Source organism: Citrobacter sp. Marseille-Q6884 (genome assembly GCF_945906775.1).
Classification (GTDB): domain Bacteria; phylum Pseudomonadota; class Gammaproteobacteria; order Enterobacterales; family Enterobacteriaceae; genus Citrobacter.
On sequence record NZ_CAMDRE010000002.1, the window covers coordinates 82730 to 101130 of the forward strand.

The 18401-nt window shown below is 55.8% G+C and carries 5 protein-coding genes, 1 other RNA gene and 1 pseudogene; 1 reads left to right on the plus strand and 6 read right to left on the minus strand.

Annotation, left to right across the window (positions count from 1 at the left end):
* Positions 1 to 204: 204 nt before the first annotated feature.
* On the plus strand, positions 205 to 1185 hold the full coding sequence (locus N7268_RS15460) for a hypothetical protein (protein WP_260863617.1): 981 nt from the start codon (positions 205 to 207) through the stop codon (positions 1183 to 1185).
* A gap of 254 nt (positions 1186 to 1439) precedes the next feature.
* Here the strand turns inward: N7268_RS15460 and N7268_RS15470 are convergent.
* The 6 genes and pseudogenes from N7268_RS15470 to N7268_RS15495 all read right to left on the minus strand — a co-directional run.
* A pseudogene (locus N7268_RS15470) lies at positions 1440 to 1640 on the minus strand (integrase arm-type DNA-binding domain-containing protein); the annotation flags it as partial.
* Positions 1641 to 1843: 203 nt separating this feature from the next.
* Positions 1844 to 2207: a transfer-messenger RNA gene (ssrA, locus tag N7268_RS15475) on the minus strand.
* A 72-nt stretch (positions 2208 to 2279) separates the two neighbouring features.
* On the minus strand, positions 2280 to 3443 hold the full coding sequence (locus N7268_RS15480; protein WP_260864683.1) for an HlyD family efflux transporter periplasmic adaptor subunit: 1164 nt from the start codon (positions 3441 to 3443) through the stop codon (positions 2280 to 2282).
* Positions 3444 to 3450: 7 nt separating this feature from the next.
* Complete coding sequence (locus N7268_RS15485; RefSeq protein ID WP_260863618.1) at positions 3451 to 5637, minus strand: type I secretion system permease/ATPase; 2187 nt, start codon at positions 5635 to 5637, stop codon at positions 3451 to 3453.
* Positions 5634 to 7043: a TolC family outer membrane protein gene (locus tag N7268_RS15490; protein ID WP_260863619.1), complete on the minus strand. Its 1410-nt coding sequence runs from the start codon at positions 7041 to 7043 to the stop codon at positions 5634 to 5636. The genes N7268_RS15485 and N7268_RS15490 overlap by 4 nt, the downstream gene beginning before the upstream one ends.
* 100 nt (positions 7044 to 7143) lie before the next feature.
* Positions 7144 to 18369 (minus strand): BapA/Bap/LapF family large adhesin, encoded by an 11226-nt coding sequence (locus tag N7268_RS15495; protein WP_260863620.1) that lies wholly within the window; start codon positions 18367 to 18369, stop codon positions 7144 to 7146.
* Between the last annotated feature and the right edge of the window lie 32 nt (positions 18370 to 18401).

The window sequence follows — 18401 nt, forward strand, 5'->3', positions numbered from 1 at the left end:
TAGCTCTAATTCTGACCAGCAAACTATACGAAACCCCACTCGACGATATTTTTCGTCGAGTATTGGCATGTCTGCTCCTCGCTGTGAGTTCAACGGGTCAATGCAACGCTATCCTTAATCGAAGGGGGACGTTGCCATGAAACGAAGAACGCGTAAACTACGGATCACTCAAGAACAGTGAGTCGTTTGTAAGGAATTTTAATTATGGATTATGTGGATAGCGAATTAAATCCTGTAGCAGAGAGTGTAAAAAAGAAATTTGTTGATTTAGAGTATGAACTACAGGTGCTTAGTAGGCAGAGGGAAGTACTGCTGCTTTATCGCGGAGAAGAGTTACGTAATATAAAAAAACGCCTGCTAAAAAAAACTGTTTCCAGTAAAGAAGCCGAAATTTATGAGCGTGCGTTTTACTTTGGTGAAAAGGCCAGACATTTTTCAGTCGATGTTTTTACGCCGGTGCGAAACTATCTTACCAATCTCAACGACCATTCAGACCAAACCTTCACATTTATTCATAATCGCATTTGCAATATTCTTAAAGAACCCAAGTTATCGGCCAGAATCGAAAAATGCACAGATGATAGATTCCGGCAGTACTTTCTTAGGCCTGGCTCTGATGTTGACTTTCTGCAAAAAAGTAATTCTTGTTATACTGATAAGACCAAAGTTTATGCCCGTGATTATTACTTGTACTTTCTTCATGTTGCGGGATCTCCGGGCATTCGCAAGGAAACAATGCTGGTCTCGACATCAAAAGATAAAACCATTGCAATGCAGTTTTCTGAATCCACAAAGAAAGAAAGGGTGATTTTTCATTACTTTGTTCCTGCACCATTTCAGGATTATGCTATCGGCCCATGGGAGATTGAACATCATAAAAAAGTAATTTATGCCACGGGACTTCCCGCGTATTCACCGAAAGGATTGTATCCGAAACAGAATGAAATTGCCGTTAAAGGTGCACTGTTTCCACATTTTCTTTTAGGAATAGAGTTGGTTGGTAAAGATAAATTTATAATAAACTCTCACTTTACCAGTGCGAATAACATGAATAATATTCAATCGATTGTCCAGCATGGGTTCAATATAGATCAAACTGATTTTGAAAAAACGATATTTGACACTGGATATATACGCTATGGTGAAACCGATGGTTATGGAGCATTTAGCTCTTATAATGTCTGAAAATGAGTCTGTCAGTAGTTCTGTGTAACTGCCGCGGTGTTAAGGGTGAGCGCGCGTGCGGTCACCGCACTTGATAATATAATCCTTCCTCATCAGCCGCCGGTCCTGAGTCGTTATACTCCATTTTTTGACGCATCCTTGATTACCAGGTAAAGAACCTTTCGTACTGAGCTATCTGTCGGGAACACTTTGCACTTCTCGCTCAGAGCTGGCTATGCTTTCTAATAATTCCTGCTCTTTGTCTAGCTTGTTGGGGTAACTGACGGGTAGGGGCCTATGATCTTCTTTGCACGTTTCTCGATGACAGGCCGATAGCAACAGAACTGCCAGAGCTTACTACCACTGGACTTGATTAACAGAGTAAGACCGTCACCATCATACAGCTGATAATCGGCATCTTTAGGTTTGGCGGCTTTGATTTCCGTATCAGTTAATGGCTTGGTTTTTCTTGCTATGGGGAGTCTCCATGCGTTTAGGCCCAACGAAAACAATAGAGCTTTTCGTTGGGCCTAACAAGGTGCCTAAAAGGTTCGGATTTAATTAGTTGGCATCAGACTTCGCGGGACAAATTCAAGGCACAAAAAAGCCCGCAGGGCTTGCGCCGTGCGGGCTCTTAGGACTTCATCGGATGACTCTGGTAATCACCGATGGAGAATTTTGGTGGAGCTGGCGGGAGTTGAACCCGCGTCCGAAATTCCTACATCCTCGGTACTACATGCTTAGTCAGTCTTTACATTCGCCTGGCACCTGCGGACAGACACGCCACTACCAGACTAGCCTGATTAGTTTTAACGCTTCAACCCCAGGCAGGGCTTCCACGCGATCTCTTTTGGGTTTGACCTCTCTTTGATCCCCGTCTTAAGAGCGGAAGCTAGGGAGAGAGGGCTCAGAGCAGGTTATTAAGCTGCTAAAGCGTAGTTTTCGTCGTTTGCGACTATTTTTTTGCGGCTTTTTACGAGGCCAACCGCCCCTCGGCATGCACCTTGGGTTTCGCGAATCCCGTCGAATCCAGAATCAGCCCCAATGTGTTACAGCAAGTATAACAGACTTGTGACACGCGTGACCAGCCCCCGCAACCCCTTATCCTCAAGGATTTACCGCTCGCGTAGTGCTTCTTTTGCGCGATTAAACGGTTTGATTAAATAGTCAACGATGGTTTTTTCACCTGTTTTTATATCCACTGTGGCAATCATGCCTGGGACGATGGAGAAATGACGCCCCAGTTTGTTCTGCAGATAGTCCTGATGGGTGCGGATAAACACACGGTAGTAGAAGATTTCGGGCTTCACTTTGTCCTGGATTGTATCCGGGGAGATGGTTTCCACTACACCTTCCAGCCCGCCATAAATGGCGTAGTCATAGGCGGTGATCTTCACCAGCGCGCGCTGACCGGGATGGATAAAGGCGATATCGCGCGGCGACAGGCGCGTTTCAATGAGCAGGTGGTCGTCCACTGGCACGATCTCCATCATCTCGCCGTTAGGGGGAATAACGCCGCCAATGGTGGTGACCTGAATGTTTTTTACGATGCCACGCATCGGGGTGCGCACGGTCAGACGGGTGACGGAGTCTTCGCGCCCTTTTAAAATGGCCGCAAGCATATCCACTTCGGCGTTGGCTTTCGACAACGCTTCACGCGCTTGCACGTAATATTGCGAGCGCAGGTCGGTTATCTTCAGCCCCAGATCGCTTTTTTGACGTTGCAGACGCAGCACTTCCACGTGGCTGGCTGCACCGCTTTTTTCCAGCCGTTGGGTAATCGTCAGCTCTTTATTAACCGACACCAGCGCATCCTGCAGCTCCACCATCGAGTCGGCAAGCTGCGCCCGACGACTCTTATACAATCGGGTTTCGGAGGCGATAAGTTCCGGCCAGGCGTTTAGCTCTTTGGGGAAGGTCAGCGGCAGATCGTTGACTTCGGCATTGAGTCTCGCGCTGGAAGCCAGCGAGGCGCGGTATCGGGCGGCGCTTTCACCGACGTTGGATTCCGAACGGGTCGGGTCGAGGCGAGCCACAATCTGATTCGCCTGCACTTTATCGCCTTCGCGCACCGTCAGTTCTGCGAGGATCCCTCCGTCGAGCGACTGCAGCACCTGCTCGCGGGAGCTGGGGATCACTTTCCCGCTGCCGGTTGAGACTTCGTCCAGTTTGCCAAAATACGCCCAGACACCGACGACGACAAACAGCAACGTACTGAGCAGGATAATACGACTGGCCCCGGAAAAGCGGTGTTCGCGACGGATATCGAGGTCATCCATGGCGGCATCATGCGGATTGGTTTTCATTTTTCCACTCCCGACCGTGAGTCTGCGTAGGGGCCCGGCTCGCACTCAGTGCCTGTGCTTTCGGGGCATCCATCACCAGTTGACCTTCTTTTAACACCACCACGCGTTCGACCAGTTCCAGAACCGGAACGCGATGGGTGGCAACGATCAGCGTACGGTTGCCCAGCCACTGGTTTAACCGCTGAATAAACTCCCGCTCGGTGTGTTCATCCAGGGAGGCACTTGGCTCATCGAGCAGGACGATATTGGGTGAGCGCAGCAGCATTCTTGCCAGCAAAATCGACTGCCGCTGACCGCCGGAAAGCCCATTCCCTCCCTCCATAATGGGGTGAGCCAGCCCTTTGGCGAGCTGTTTCACAAAGGTGGCTGCACCGCTGACCTCCAGCGCCTCGAAGATCTGCGCATCGCTGGCGTGCGGGGCGCCAAGCGTCAGGTTCTCGCGCAATGTGCCGAAAAACAGCCGTGCGTTTTGGCTAAGAAACCCGATGTTTCGGCGTAAATCAGCCATATCGATTTGCGCCAGACTCAGGTTATCGAGACGAACATCGCCCTGGATTATCTCCACACCGCCTGCCATCGCCTGGAGCAGTGTGGATTTACCTGCACCGTTACGACCGAGGATAGCAACGCGCTCCCCGGGCATGATTTCCAGACGCGAGATGCGAAGCGGGACGCGCTGATCGTAGCTGTGGTAGCGAAAATGCGCGTTTTCAAAGAGATAGTGACCATGAAAAATCTCCTGATGCACCCGGTTTTCATCGTGCTGCGTTTCCGTGGGGAGCTGCATAATGCTGTCCAGCCCCATCTTTGCCGCTTTGACTTGCTGCCAGCGAGCCAGGACGCCACACAGATTCGCCATCGGAGCGATCATCCTTGAGCCCAGCATCGAGGCCGCCACGACCGCCCCGGTGGTCATCGTGCCTTCAATGACCATGGGCGCGCCGAACATAATAATGGCAGCGTACACCAGACTTTGTACCGACATGCCCCAGCCGATCAGCCCCTGAGTCAGCTTGCGTGTCCGCAGCCCCGATTCGCCGGTAATGCGAATGTAGCTGTTCCACTGCTGCAAAAAACGGTTCTCTGCCTGCATCAGTTTGATGTCTTCCAGCCCTTGCACGCTCTCGACCAGTACCGCGTTGCGCAGGGTGGATTCATGCGCCGCCTGGTTGGCGAGCACGGCCAGCTTTTTCTGCAGCAGCAGACCCGGCAGGATCATCAGCAGGGCGGCGACGGGGGCGATCCACGCCAGCGGTGGCGCGATACAGGCCAACACCACGATAAACAAAAAGAAGAACGGCAGATCGACGAGGGTGGAGAGGGTTGAGGAGGTGATCATCTCGCGTATTTGCTCGAGTTCGCGCAACTGGGAAATAAAGCTCCCGGTCGAACGGGGAACCGCGCTGTTGCGCAGTCGCAGGGCGTGGCTGAATACGCGATCGGAAATACGCATATCGGCGCGTTTACCGAGCAGATCCATAATATGTGTACGTGCCTCGCGCAGCAGAAAACCAAACAGCACCGCGACCAGCACGCCGGTTGAGAGGACATACAGTGTCGGGTACGACTGCGCCGGGATCACCCGGTCGTAAACCTGCATGGAAAAGATGATCCCGGCGAGTGACAGGACGTTAATCAGGAATGCGGCGATCATGACTGGCAGGTAGGGGCGGAAATCCTGTAACACCAGTTCGCGCATCCAGTCGGGTTTAAAACGCGAAATATAGCGGTCTACCCGACTGTCTTTCAGCGCTGACAACGGACGCAGCGCGGTGATGGTGTGGATCTCCGGCAGCAAATCGGCAACTGACAGCCGGTTGCGTTGTCCCTCTTCGGTAATGACAAAAACATCCAGCGTATCTTCACCGTTGAAATGTTCTATCACCATAATCTGGCCGTCGCGAAGCTCGGCAACAACCGGTAAACGCCACTGACTGAACACCACCTTTGCCGTATCCAGCGGATGAAAGGAAAGCCCAGCCTGACGTGCCAGCTGTGTCAGAGCCAGCGTCCGGGGTTTCCCGGCAAACCAGGGCGCGTTGGCCTGAATCGCACCGGGCGAGCAGGTGACACGGTAGTGGCTGGCAATGTGGGTTATCGCCTGCGCCCATTGACTGAGGGCGGGTTCTGCAATCGCGTTTTCAGCATGCGGATCATTGTGGCTCATCGTTTTATCTCCACTGACTGAATGCTGCGGTTATTTAAGGCGAACGCCTGACGTAACGATCCGGTGTTGTAGAGGCAGTTCAGCTGTAGCTGACGAAGCTGGTTTTGCGTTTGCAGTTCGGCAAAGCGCGCCTGATACACTTCCTGCTCGGCGTTAAGTACATCGAGCAGTGGACGAGAACCGAGATCCAGATACTGCTGCTGATAAAGCTCGCGGGTGCGTTCGCTCAGTTGCTGCTGGCGACGCAAAATTTGCAGGGCAGTGGCGAGACTCATCGCCTGGCTGCGGGACTCCAGTAATTTTTGGCGGACTTCGAGGCGGGTACGCTGGATAGAATATTGTGCAGACTCGACCGCGTGGCTGGCAGCATTGCGTCGGGCGGTGAGACCGCCGCCCTGATACAGCGGCATCTCCACTTTTACCCACGTTGAGTACTGGGTTTTATCGAGCACGTCATGGCTGGGATATTTATCATTGAGATAGTGCTGAACGGACGGCTCAAGGGAGATGGTCGGCGTCATCTGCGCGTTGGCGTAATCCAGATTTGCCTGGGCGACATTCGCCTGCGCCCATGCCGCCAGTACCGCAGGAACCAGGCGATCGTCCGGTTTTTCTACATCGCAACTGCTGTTCAGTTTTACCGGAAACTCATTGCTGATGCTGTTGAGCGAGTTCCAGCCAAGATAGCTCATCAGCGTCGCCTTACTGCTGTCGAGATTGGCCTGATACTGCGCCAGCTGTGACCGCGCGGACTCAATACGCGCATCGGTTTGCACCACATCTGAAAGCGACGTTGCCCCTTCATCATTACGCTGTCGGGTCAGCCGACCAATACCATTGAGTGCGATAAGCTGCTCGTCGGCGGCATCCACCATTTGTTGCCATGTCTGAACCTGAACAATGGCGTTAGCGGTTGCGTGGGCGACGGTATCAATGCTGAGTAATACGTTAGCCTGTTGCTGTGCGGCCCCGGCGGTTTCGGCGCGGACCTGGCTTGCGACTTTGCCGAAGTCATACAGCATTTGCGAGACTGAAATGACCAGCGACGGACTGAAACCATGATCGTTATAGGTATTGCTGTAGCCGTTGTTCATTCCGGCAGTAACCTGCGGATAATATTTTGATTTCGCCACGTCGATCTGCTCATTTTGCGAGAGCAGTTTACCGATGGATTCACGGATAGAAGGGTGCCAGCTTACGGCGCGGCTTACCGCGTCGTTCAGTGTCAGATTACCGGGGGCGGCGGCGCTTAGCGGTAGCTCAGCCACGGAGCCATCCAGAGAAGGGAGCATCTGGCTGGTGGCCAGTCCTTCAGACGTAATGACTTGAGGTTCATCTTCAGCATTAACCCGTAAGGAACAGAGCGTTAATGCCAGCAGTACAGCGACAGGGGCGACACGTCTCATAGTTTATCCCTTTCAAAATACGGCAGTGACGACTGTTATTGCCCCGGACGTCATGGCATCCGGGGCTGTAGTTATGGCGTTATCAGTGACAGCGTTAACTTCAGGTCACAATATGATTTTGTTGGATCAGTTCTTCGAGCGTGGTGTGTACGTTCTCCAGCGTGATGAGGTTAGTGGACTGATACGTAGAACCCGTACCATCGCGGTTAATGGCAATGACCGTGTTGTTACCGTCGGTGGACACGGAGAGGTAGTTACCGAGCGTGGCGTTTTGCCCGTTCCAGCCTACCAGCAGATCGCCGATATCGATTTTGTCTCCCTGCGCCAGCGAGAAGTTAGTCCAGGTGTCCGCTGTCCCGTTGCCGCCGGTTGCATCATTGGCGCTGAGCAGGTGATAAATCAGCGTATCGCCGTATGCGCTGCCAATCACCCGATCGGCATCGACGGTACTGACGACCTGCGGGTTCATATCGATGGTCAGCGTGGCTGTGTCGGTATGGCCTTTCTGGTCGTTCAGGGTGTAGGTAAAGGTCTCTTTGGTACTGATGTTGGCAAGTGAGACATCGCTGTTGAGGGTGTAGGTGTAATGCCCATCAATGCCCATCGTCAGTTTGCCGTACAACCCATTAACGGTAGCGCTGGAGAGACTGCTTCCCAGCGGGTCCAGTGTCGCAGTGCTGCCGCCTGTACCGTTCACCGTCAACAGCGTATGTACGCTGGCGATATGGTCCCCATCATAGATATTGCCCGTGACGCTGTTCACGCCGGAAGTCTCGAAGTTATCGAGATCGATAATCGAGCCTTTTACGCTTGGGGTGATGGTAATGGTGCCTACGCCCAGCGCGCCGACGCTGCCGGTATAATCCAGACGATAGTTACCGGCGTGCAGCACAACGCCGTTCAGGGCGATATCGATATTGCCGCCAATCAGCAATCCGCCGCTGAAGGAATCCCCCGCGATTCGGGCTCCCTTGCTGTCATACAGTGTCCAGGTCACGTTTAGCCCGCCAAGCGTGAGCCCGGATGCCACGTTAAAGTGCAGCACGACATCTTGCACTGCCGTCCCGGCTGCGATCTCAATGGTGCCAGTGCCACTTTTCGAGCTGGGGACCACCAGCGTGCTCCAGGTGGCGTTACCCACGCTGTTATCCGTAAACGGCTGTGAGGTGTCCTGCAGGGTGGTGACGGCCATCTGACTGCTGATGTCATTGACGGCATCCAGCGCCTGCGGGGTAGCTTTTATGTTCAGCGAGGCGCTGGCGGTATCGCCGTTTGGCGCTTTGACCGTGTAGACGAAGCTGTCCGGTGTGCTGATGCTGTCTGCGCCCAGCCCACTTTTCAGCGTATAGGTATAGTTCCCCTTCGCATCGATGGTCAGCGTGCCGTACTGGCCGTCAATACGCGTAGTGCCCGTGCCGCTCACCGCCACACCGTTCACTTCGGTGATGACCGTGTTGGCCGGAGCCGAGTCATTAGCCAGAATATTGCCGTTGGTGGAAGCGCTCAGGCTGTCTACCGCGTAGGTGTGATCCGCCTGAATATTCAGGGTGTAGGTTGTCAGCAACGCCAGACCACCGGAAGCATTCAGCAGGAACAGATAGTCACCGCCAGGCAGCGTAATGGTGTAATCCTTTGATTTTCCGCCTAACAATGCGGTTATCCAGTTGGGCTGTATCCGATATTGCTCGTACTGTTGAATGGCGTCATTGAAGCGATAGATATAGAGATCAAAGCCGCCAACCGTCACACCGAGAACATCGGCCTGAACGGTCAGCGTACGGGTCGCGCCATCATCCACATTGAATTTGATCGGCGAGGTCAACCCGTTCACCAGACTGACGTCGAGGACATTCCCCAGACCGACATTGGCGAGCGTGAAGCCGGTCTGCTTTGATGGCCCGTGGTCTATTGCGCTGACTTCTGTTCCGTAGGTCAGCGAGGCAATATCGTCCGCCGCCGTCACCGTGCTGCTCGAAGGGCTTTGACCCAGCGTCACCACCAGTTTTGCTGACGAGTGGTCAGCGCCGTGCGTCAGCGTGTAGGTGAAACTTTCGGAGCGTCCATATACCGATGCCGATGTGCTGGTGAGGGTGTAGGTATAGCTCCCGTCCTGATTAATATGCAGGATGCCGTATTTCCCCTGCACATCCACGCCGTTCGCCGGGATGTTAATGACGTTACCGTTGCCATCGGTAATTGAGGTCACCCGCGTGCCGGTAGGGGCGTTGTCCTGGCCATTGACAGGATCGGTATCGGTGATGAGGTTGCCGGATTCCGTCGTCCCGCCAGTGATATTGCCCGCGCTGGTTTTCACGACGGCAACGTCCAGGCTGGTATACGCGCCGGTCGCCAGCAGACTGGTGTTATAGCTGACTACGCGATAATCCCCTCCGGCAAGGCCATCATAATTGAGCGTCACGCCGGAGGCACCCAGCGTCAGCAGGTCAGCAAACTGAGGTTCCGAGGTATCCACCACCGTGACCCAGGTGTTGAGAGCGGTGTCAAAGCGCTGGATAACAATCTCCATGCTGCTCAATAGCGACAGCACAATCCCGGTTGCAGCGGCGTTGATGGTGATAGATCCACTGCCGCCAGACGCGATGCTGAAATTGACGGCAGCCGTGTTGTCTCCCAGCACGTTGGCGACCGTTCCCGCGGCGTTTACCAGCAGGAAACCATAATCGCTTTTATGCTCGCTGCTGATGGTGACGTCCGTTTGTAGCGCCAGACGCGTAACGTTATCTTCGGCCAGCAGCGGCAAGACGGGCGCGGTAGTGCTTGCCGGTAATGACGTGTTGCCCGCCGCATCGGTTGCCGTGACGGATAACGACTGGCCTTCAATCTGGCGTACCGGCAAGGTGATGCTGTAAACGCCGCTACTGTTGGCAATCGCCGTGACGCTGCCACCGCCTGGCAGGGAGAGGGTGACGGTGCTTCCCGCTTCGGCGATACCGCTAACGGTTCCGCCATCGGCGCTGATCAGTATCGTTGGCGGCGGTGGTGGTGTGGTATCCACGATTACGCTGAACGATCCTGACAACCCGCTTGAACCGTTGGCGTTTGTCGCGCTGGCGGTAAACGCGTGGTTGCCTTCACTGAGCGCGCCGCCTGGGGTAAAGCTCCAGAGCCCGTTGCTGTCAGCGGTGGTTGTGCCCATCAGCGTCCCGTTGTTGTACAGGCTGACGACGGCGTTCGCCTGCGCCGTGCCGCTGATAGTCGGGCGGGTATCATTGGTGGTTTTCCCGGCCGCCACTGCGCCGGTGACCGTACCGATATCATCGAATACGCTGGAAATGACCGGTGCGGGTGGAACACCGGTAAACGGTGCCAGCGCACTACCCGGCGAACCCGTATTACCTGCCGTATCCTGCGCGCTCACTAGCAGCGTTTGCCCGCTGATCTGCGGCGGATCCAGAGTGAAGGTGAAGTTACCGGCGGCATTGGCTGTTGCCGTGCCGATCACGGTTCCGGTGCTTGTGGTGACGATCACCGTGCTGTTCGGTTCGGCAACGCCGGTTAGCGTGGTGCCGTTGGCGTTAACGACCAGGTTACCAGGCACGCCCGGCGCGACAGTATCGACCACGATGGCTGCGGCAGATGAGAACCCGCTGGTATTTCCCGCCGTGTCCGTCGCTGTGATGGTAAAGGCATGCGCACCCTGAGCCAGCGCCGCAGGTGGCGTGTAGTTCCAGCTACCGTTGCCGTCTGCCGTTACGCTGGTCACGAAGGTGCCATTGTCATAAATATCAACCCGCGCATTGGCTTCCGTTGTGCCGTTCAGCGTCGGTCGTGCGTCGTTGGTGACCTGATTGTTGCCAATCGCCCCGGTATTCGGGCCGATGTCATCAATGATGCTGCTAATCGAGGGCTGCACTGGTGCGGTCGTGTCTACCACAACGGTAAAGCCAGCCGTCGCGCCGCTGGCATTACCCGCGGCATCGGTGGCGGTTACGGTGAAAGTATGTGCGCCGTTAGCCAGCGGCGAGCCAGGGGTAAACGACCAGCTATTATTGCTCTGCACGAGCGCGGTGCCGAGCAGCGTACTGCCGTCGTAGATCGACACAGTGCTGCCCGCTTCGCCAGTGCCGTTTAGCGTTGGGCGCGCATCGTTAGTCAACTGCCCGTTGCTCAGCGCCGCATTAAAGACGCCGCCAGCGACATCATCCACCACGGACGTCAGGAGCGGTGCGGATGGCGCAACGGTGTCCACGTTAAGCGTAAACGCGCTGGAAGCAGGACTGACGTTGCCGGCGGCATCGGTGGCAATCGCAGTGAACACATGCTGACCGTTGCCCAGCGTGGTGGGCAGATATTCCCAGGTACCGTCTATCGAGGCGGTAACGGTAGCCAGCAGCGTGCCGTTATCGTAAATGGCAATTCGGGCGCTGGCCTCCGCAGTTCCCGTCAAAACAGGGCGGGTGTCATTGGTATAGGCGCCGTTCAACAATGTACCGGTACCCGGCGACACGTCATCGATGGCTTCAATAATCGTTGGCGCAAGAGGGGCGACGGTATCGACAATAACCGTAAATCCGGCAGAGGACGGACTTACGTTTCCGGCGCTGTCCGTGGCGGTTACCGTCAATAAGTGGTTGCCATTGCCAAGCGCGGTGCCTGGCGTGAAGTTCCATGTGCCGTTACCGTCGGCTGAAACCGTGCCGATAAGCGAACCATTGTCGTAAATTTTGACGGTTGAATTGGCTTCTGCCGTGCCGGTGAGGGCAGGGCGGGCATCGTTCGTCGCCTGGCCGTTGTTCAGATTGCCGGTCAGCGGACCAACGTCATCAACGACCTGAGTGATCGCTGGCGTGCCGGGCGATACGGTATCGACCGTGAGCGTAAAACCGTTGGACGCAGGGCTGGTATTGCCTGCGCTGTCAGTGGTGGTAACGGTCAGTGTATGTTGGCCATTGCTCAGCGCGGCGGTTGGGGTAAAGCTCCAGCTTCCACCTGCCCCCACCGTGGTGGTACCAATGGGGAGACCATCGCTCAGGACAGTAATGATCGAACCGACTTCGCCCGTTCCGCTAAGGGCCGGATGCGTTTCGTTTGTCGTCTGACCGTTATTGATCGGTCCTGTTGTCGGGGCGGTGTTGTCCTGCACCGAGCTGATAACCGGTGCCACTGGGGCAACGGAGTCCAGTTCAAGGGTAAAAGAGGACGAGGCTCCCCCGGTATTTCCTGCTTTGTCAGTGGCTACTGCGGTAAAGATATGTTGCCCCTGATCCAGTGGGGCCGTCGGTGTGAAGCTCCAGTTGCCTGATTCGTCCACCAGCGTCGTACCGAGATCGTTGCCGTTATCCTTAATAGTGATGATGGCACCGGCTTCGCCTTTGCCGTTCAGCGTAGGCTGCGCGTCGTTGGTCAGTTGCCCGTTTGCCAGCGTTGTGTTGCCTGGCTGATCGTCAATGACGGCGGTAATCTGCGGTGCCGCTGGCGGTAATGTGTCAACGACCAGGACGAACGGCGGCGTTGCCGGGCTAATATTGCCTGCGCCATCGGTGACGGTTGCGGTCAAGGAGTGGTTGCCTTCGCCAAGCGCAGGAGCTGGCGTAAAACTCCATAGACCGTTTTCATCGCTGATGGTGGTGCCGATTACCGTGCCGTTATCGCGAAGAGTGACAAGCGAATTCTTCTCGGTCACGCCCGCAAGCGTCGGGGTGTTATCGTTCGTTGACTGCCCGGAGATGAGCGTCTGTAATGTGCCGACGTTATCCGTTACCGTCACAATGGTGGGGGCATCAGGGATTGTGGTATCCACAGTGATCCGAAATTCGGTGGAAGCATCCCCCTGATTCCCTGCGGCATCGGTCGCGCGCACGGTAAACATATGCTCGCCTTCTCCCAGCGCGTTCGTCGGGGTAAAACTCCAGAACCCGCTGCCGCTCACGGTGGTTGTGGCGATCGCCACCCCTTTATCATACAGGGTGATGGTGGCACCCGCCTCGCCGGTACCGTTTAAGGTTGGACGCGAGTCGTTGGTGATTTGCCCTTTATCTAACGAGCCCGTCCCCGGTGATACGTCGTCGATGATGCTGGTAATCGTAGGTGCCGACGGCGCCGTGGTGTCGATGGTAATCGCATAATTGGGCGACTGGCCGCTCGGTGTGCCATTTACCGTTTGCGACACAGAGAAGTTATAGGTGGTGCCATTGGTCAGCGCGGTCGGCAGTTGATAACTCCAGGCACCAGAGTTGGCATCGGCGTCCACCGTGACGAGCAAGACGCCATTTTGGAAAATGCTGACTTTAGCCCCTGCCGTCGCGTTCCCTTGTAACAGCGGTTGGGTATCGTTGGTGGTTTTGCCGTTGCCTATCTCACCAATACCGGGGCCGATGTCGTCGATAATCGCCAGCGTCGGCGGATGCGGAACGTTGGAAGTGGAGGCGGTAAAGGGCGTAGGATCGCTCTGATTCCCGGCAGCATCCCGGGCGATGGCGTTCAGCGACTGACCTTCCGTTTGCGCCGGTGAAATGGTGACGGAATAGTTTCCAGCGCCGTCGGCTATTCCCTGTCCGAGGATCGTGGTGCCGCTGCGAATGATGACAATACTGTTGGCTTCGGCTGTACCGCTAACGATTGTCCCGTTAGGTTCAATGTCGTTGACCTTAGGTGCATTCGGCGCCTGTGTGTCGATCGTCAATGTCACCGGGTTGCCAGCCGCCAGCACGTTACCCGCGGTATCTCTGGCACCGAACGTCAGTTGGTGAGTCGCGTTAGGTGTCAGCGTGACATCAGCGCTCCAGGTACCGTTCGCCGCAACGAGGGCTTCGCCAACGGGATTGCCACCATCGAAAATGACGACCGTACTTCCTGGCGTGCCGGTCCCGCTGATCGTCGGGGTGGTATCGTCTGTGATGCTGCCGCTGGTGAGTGAACCGGTAATTACCCCGACGTTATCCTGAATATCCGTTACCTGCGGTAACGTCAGTTTCGTGCTGTTCACCGTGAACGAGAGAGTGCCTGAGCTATTGCTGGCGTTGCCCGCCGCATCGGTGGCGATGGCATGCAGGGTATAGCTTCCGTTGGCCAGCGCGCTTCCGGGCGTGATGCTCCATTCGCCACCGACTACCGTGGCCGTGCCAATCACCGTATTGCCGTTATACAGCGTGATCGTGTCACCGTCTGTCCCTGTCCCGCGAAGGGTCGGCGTGTTGTCATCGGTGGTGGCGCCAGGCACAATATCGCCAGTGACATCGCCGACGTTGTCACTGGCGGCGGTAATGACCGGTGCATCAGGCGGTGTTGTGTCAATGCTCAATGCGACAGGGTCCGAGCGTACGCTGACGTTGCCCGCCGGATCGGTTGCGGTGATGCTCACCTGGTAGCTGCCCTGAGCCACTGGCGTGGTTGGGGTAAAGCTCCAGCTGCCATCCGCGCCAACCGTCACTTCGCCCAGCGGCGTGTTGCCGCTATCAAGATAAATCGTAATACGATCCCCGACGCTTCCCGTCCCGCTGAAGGTTGGCGTGGTGTCGTTGGTGATACCGTTGGTAATCGTTCCGGTTATCGGATTGGCGTCATCGGTCATCGTCGGTGCAGAGGGTTTGACCGGTGCCAGATTATCTACCGTCAGCGTAAAGCCAGCCGATGGAATACCCGTGTTTCCGGCCACATCGGTCGCCGTGGCGGTGAGTTTGTGTGGACCATCCGACAGTGGGTCTTTCGGAATGAACGTCCAGGTTCCATTTGCCTGCACTATGGCTGTGCCAATCTCGACGTTATTGTCAGAAATCGTGATTGTCGCACCAACCTCGCCGGTACCGGACAATTCCGGCTTCGTGCTTTTGGTGCTGCCACCGTTACTCAGCGTCTTTGTCTCACTGCCAATCAGACCTTCCGCTGACGTGATGACAGGAGCAAGCGGCGGGGTGGTATCAATGGTTAGCGTGAAGTTTCCGGCGCTACTGGCGTTCCCCGCCGTATCCGTCGCGATAGCGGACAAATTGTGTAAGCCTTCACTGAGAGGCTGGTTGAGCTGCAAACTCCAGCTCCCCCCGGGGAGTACCGTTGCGGTTCCAATGGCGGTCGCGCCATCGTAGACCGTAATGGTGGAGCCTGCCTCCCCGGTGCCTTTCAGCAGCGGTAGGGTATCGTTTGAACGGCTACCAGAGAGGAGGTCGGTTGGTGCATTGCCGACGTCGTCGGTGGCTGTCGCAATGGTGGGGGCAGTGGGGGGTGTGATATCCACGGTGACGATGACGGCAGTCTGCGACGTGACGACGTTACCGGCGGCATCGGTGGCTGATATTGTAAAGCGGTGGTCACGTTCACTAAGCTGCATGTTGCCCGGAACGGTGTAGCTCCAGGTGCCTGATTTATCGATAAGGATGACCGTCATAAACAGGCCATTATCATACAGCGACACCAACGAGCCGGGTTCACCGGTGCCCGAGAGGGTTGGTGTGCGGTCATTGGTTACCCAACCGTTGTCGGCGACGTTGCCGGTGATGGTGCCAACATCATCGCTGACCAGCGTAATGACCGGAACAGTGGGCGCAATGCTATCGACAATGATTTTCCAGCTTGCGGCGCTGCTGGTGTTGTTGGCGGCATCGGTCGCCGTCACGGTAAATACGTGTGCGCCCTGACTGAGCGCCGTGGTAGGCGTGTAGCTCCAGTTGCCGTTGCTATCGGCTTTGATGGTCGTTAACAGGACGCCATTATCGTAAATTTTTACCTGAGAGTCGGCCTCGGCGGTACCATTAATTTTCGGCTTATCGTCGTTCGTCAGCGTATTGTCCTGGATGATGCCGACGATTTCATCAACATCATCCGTGACGGCAAGAATGACGGGGCGATCCGGTGCGGTGAGATCCGGCGCCACGGCGGAGGTTGGCTGGCTCTCGTTGCCTGTGCTGTCTGTCGCGGTGGCCTTTATCGTTTCGCCATTGACTTGCGATGGTGCGACTTGCACGGTGAAATTACCGCCGCTGTCAGCCTGACCCACGCCAATGGTTTTGTTGCTGCTGTCTTTTATGGTGACGGTGCTTCCCGCTTCAGCATGCCCACTGACGGAGCCGCCATTTCCGGCGACGGTCACGCCAGTCGGCGCATCAGGTGCCGTGGTATCCGGTGCGTTGATCCCGGCATTTCCTCCTCTGTTACCCGCCGCATCCGTGGCGTTAGCCAACAGGGCCTCACCGTTGGTCTGTGGTGGAACCAGTGTAGCGGTGAAATCCCCATTGCTGTCGGCAGTCGTCGTACTGATGATGTTGCCGCGCGGATCGAGGATATGCACCGTGCTGTTGGGCTCCGCCGTACCGGTGACCTGGTCGCCAGTGCCGTTTATCGCCAGATTGGTGGGCGGGAGCGGGGCGGTGGTATCCGGTGCCAGCGCGGTTTCCGGCTGACTGGGGTTTCCTGCCGGATCGGTTGCGATAGCGGTTAGCGTTTCACCGTTGGTCTGCGGTGGCTTAATTGTGATGATAAATGTACCGTCCGGCCCGGCGACACCGCTGCCAATTTCAGTCTTGTTGCCGTCGGTGATCACCACGGTATTGCCGGGTTCGGTTGTGCCTGTGACGGCTGAACCATCCGCCGATACGCTCAAGTTGTCCGGTGGTGAAGGAGGCTGAGTATCGATATTTACGGTGAATGCTGCCGACATTCCCCCGGTGCCCGACTGGTTCGTCGCGGTGACGGTGAAGGCATATGAATCATCCGGCAACGGTGTGCTGGAGGTCCAGGTCCAGTTGCCGTTACCGTCAGCGAGCACGCTTTCGACAGGCAAGCCGTTATAGAAAATATTTACTGTGCTGTTGGCCTCAGCGGTACCGGAAAGCGTCGGGGTTGGATCGTTGGTGGCCTGGTTATTGCTCAATGTGCCGGTTGAGGGGGCGACGTCATCCGTCACGCTGACGATAACCGGTACGCCAGGATAGCCTGAATTCTGGGCATTGAAAGACGTATCCGGACCGACGTTGCCCGCTTCGTCCTGGATCCGGGCCGTGAGCGATTCGCCGTGCGTCTGCGAGGGTGAAATCGAAATCGAAAAGTTGCCGCTGGGGTCAACGGTAACTGAGCCCAGCACCTGGTTATTGCTGCCGATGATCATGACCTGACTTCCAGGCTCCGCGCTGCCGGTTACCGTTGTACCTTCAGGGTTAATGCTGGAAATTGTTGCGGCCAACGGTGGCGTGGTATCGACGCTAAAGGGCGGTACGGTGGTTTCTGCGCTGACGTTACCTGCATCATCAGTTTGCGTAATGGTCAGATTGTGCACACCTTCGTCGAGCGGCGGGTTGGGGGTAAAACTCCAGTTACCCTGGTCATCCACCGTGGTCATGCCAATCAGGATACCGTTATCGGTGATGCTGATGAGGCTACCTGCTTCACCGGTACCGGTTAGCGTTGGCGTGTCGTCATTGGTTATCGCGTTACCGGTGATAAGGCCCGTAATAACGTCGGCGTTGTCGATTATCTGTGTAACCACCGGTGCATCGGGCGCAACGGTATCGATGATAATCACCCAGCCTTCAGACATTTCACTGGTACCCGCGCTGTCTGATGCGCTGACCGTAAACTGATGTGTTCCCTCTGCGAGAGGAGGTGAGGGGGTAAACGTCCAGTTACCGTTAGCATCAATGATGACCTGGCCGATTTCTTCGCCATTATCATAAATATGCAAGGTGGCATTGGCAGGGCCGGTCCCCTTGAGTGTAGGCGTGTTGTCGTTGGTGGATTCCTGCGGGTTAACGTTGCCAGTAATGAGTTCCTGGTTATCCGTTATGCTGGTAATGGTGGGGACATCTGGAGCCGCTGGCGTTGTGGTTGGCGGTGTACTGTCATCGCCGCCGCCGTTACTGCCGCCGTTATTGCCACCACCTTCTCCGCCATTACCGTTACCGCCATTACCATTGCCGCCATTGCCAGTGTTGTTATTGCCATCACCGCCACCACCACCGCCGCCGCCTCCACCTGCAGCGAGAGCGATACCGCCTGCAACCGCAACGCCGCCGAGAACCCAGGGCCAGACAGCACCGCCTTCATGGCTGCCTTCGGCTGTCATCAGCGGTGTCAGATCATCAATATGCTGGAAGTGGAATGCGCCATCAGTATCCTGAACCCACCAGAGTGCCCCGTTGCTGTCTTCGAGAACGAGCTGGCTTTTGTCATCCCCTTTGCCGACATAGAAGTTTTTAATCGTAATTACTTCACCTGAACGGAGTGTGACAACCAAATCCTGATTAACGCGAGTCATCTGACTAATGTCTTCACGTTGAACGGACAGTTTCACAATAGAGGGTGAACTGAGTGTAACTTCAGAGGTTTCAATATTAGTGGAAACACCAGTCAACTTTGATACAACTGCGAGCAGACGCATATGTTCACTCCTGATGGTATGCCGGGAGAATG

What these genes read in the sequence shown, in the direction of transcription:
- N7268_RS15490 (WP_260863619.1), bottom strand. Translation starts at nt 7,043, where the DNA reads ATGAGACGTGTCGCCCCTGTCGCTGTACTGCTGGCATTAACGCTCTGT.
- N7268_RS15460 (WP_260863617.1), top strand. Translation starts at nt 205, where the DNA reads ATGGATTATGTGGATAGCGAATTAAATCCTGTAGCAGAGAGTGTAAAA.
- N7268_RS15480 (WP_260864683.1), bottom strand. Translation starts at nt 3,443, where the DNA reads ATGGATGACCTCGATATCCGTCGCGAACACCGCTTTTCCGGGGCCAGT.
- N7268_RS15495 (WP_260863620.1), bottom strand. Translation starts at nt 18,369, where the DNA reads ATGCGTCTGCTCGCAGTTGTATCAAAGTTGACTGGTGTTTCCACTAAT.
- N7268_RS15485 (WP_260863618.1), bottom strand. Translation starts at nt 5,637, where the DNA reads ATGAGCCACAATGATCCGCATGCTGAAAACGCGATTGCAGAACCCGCC.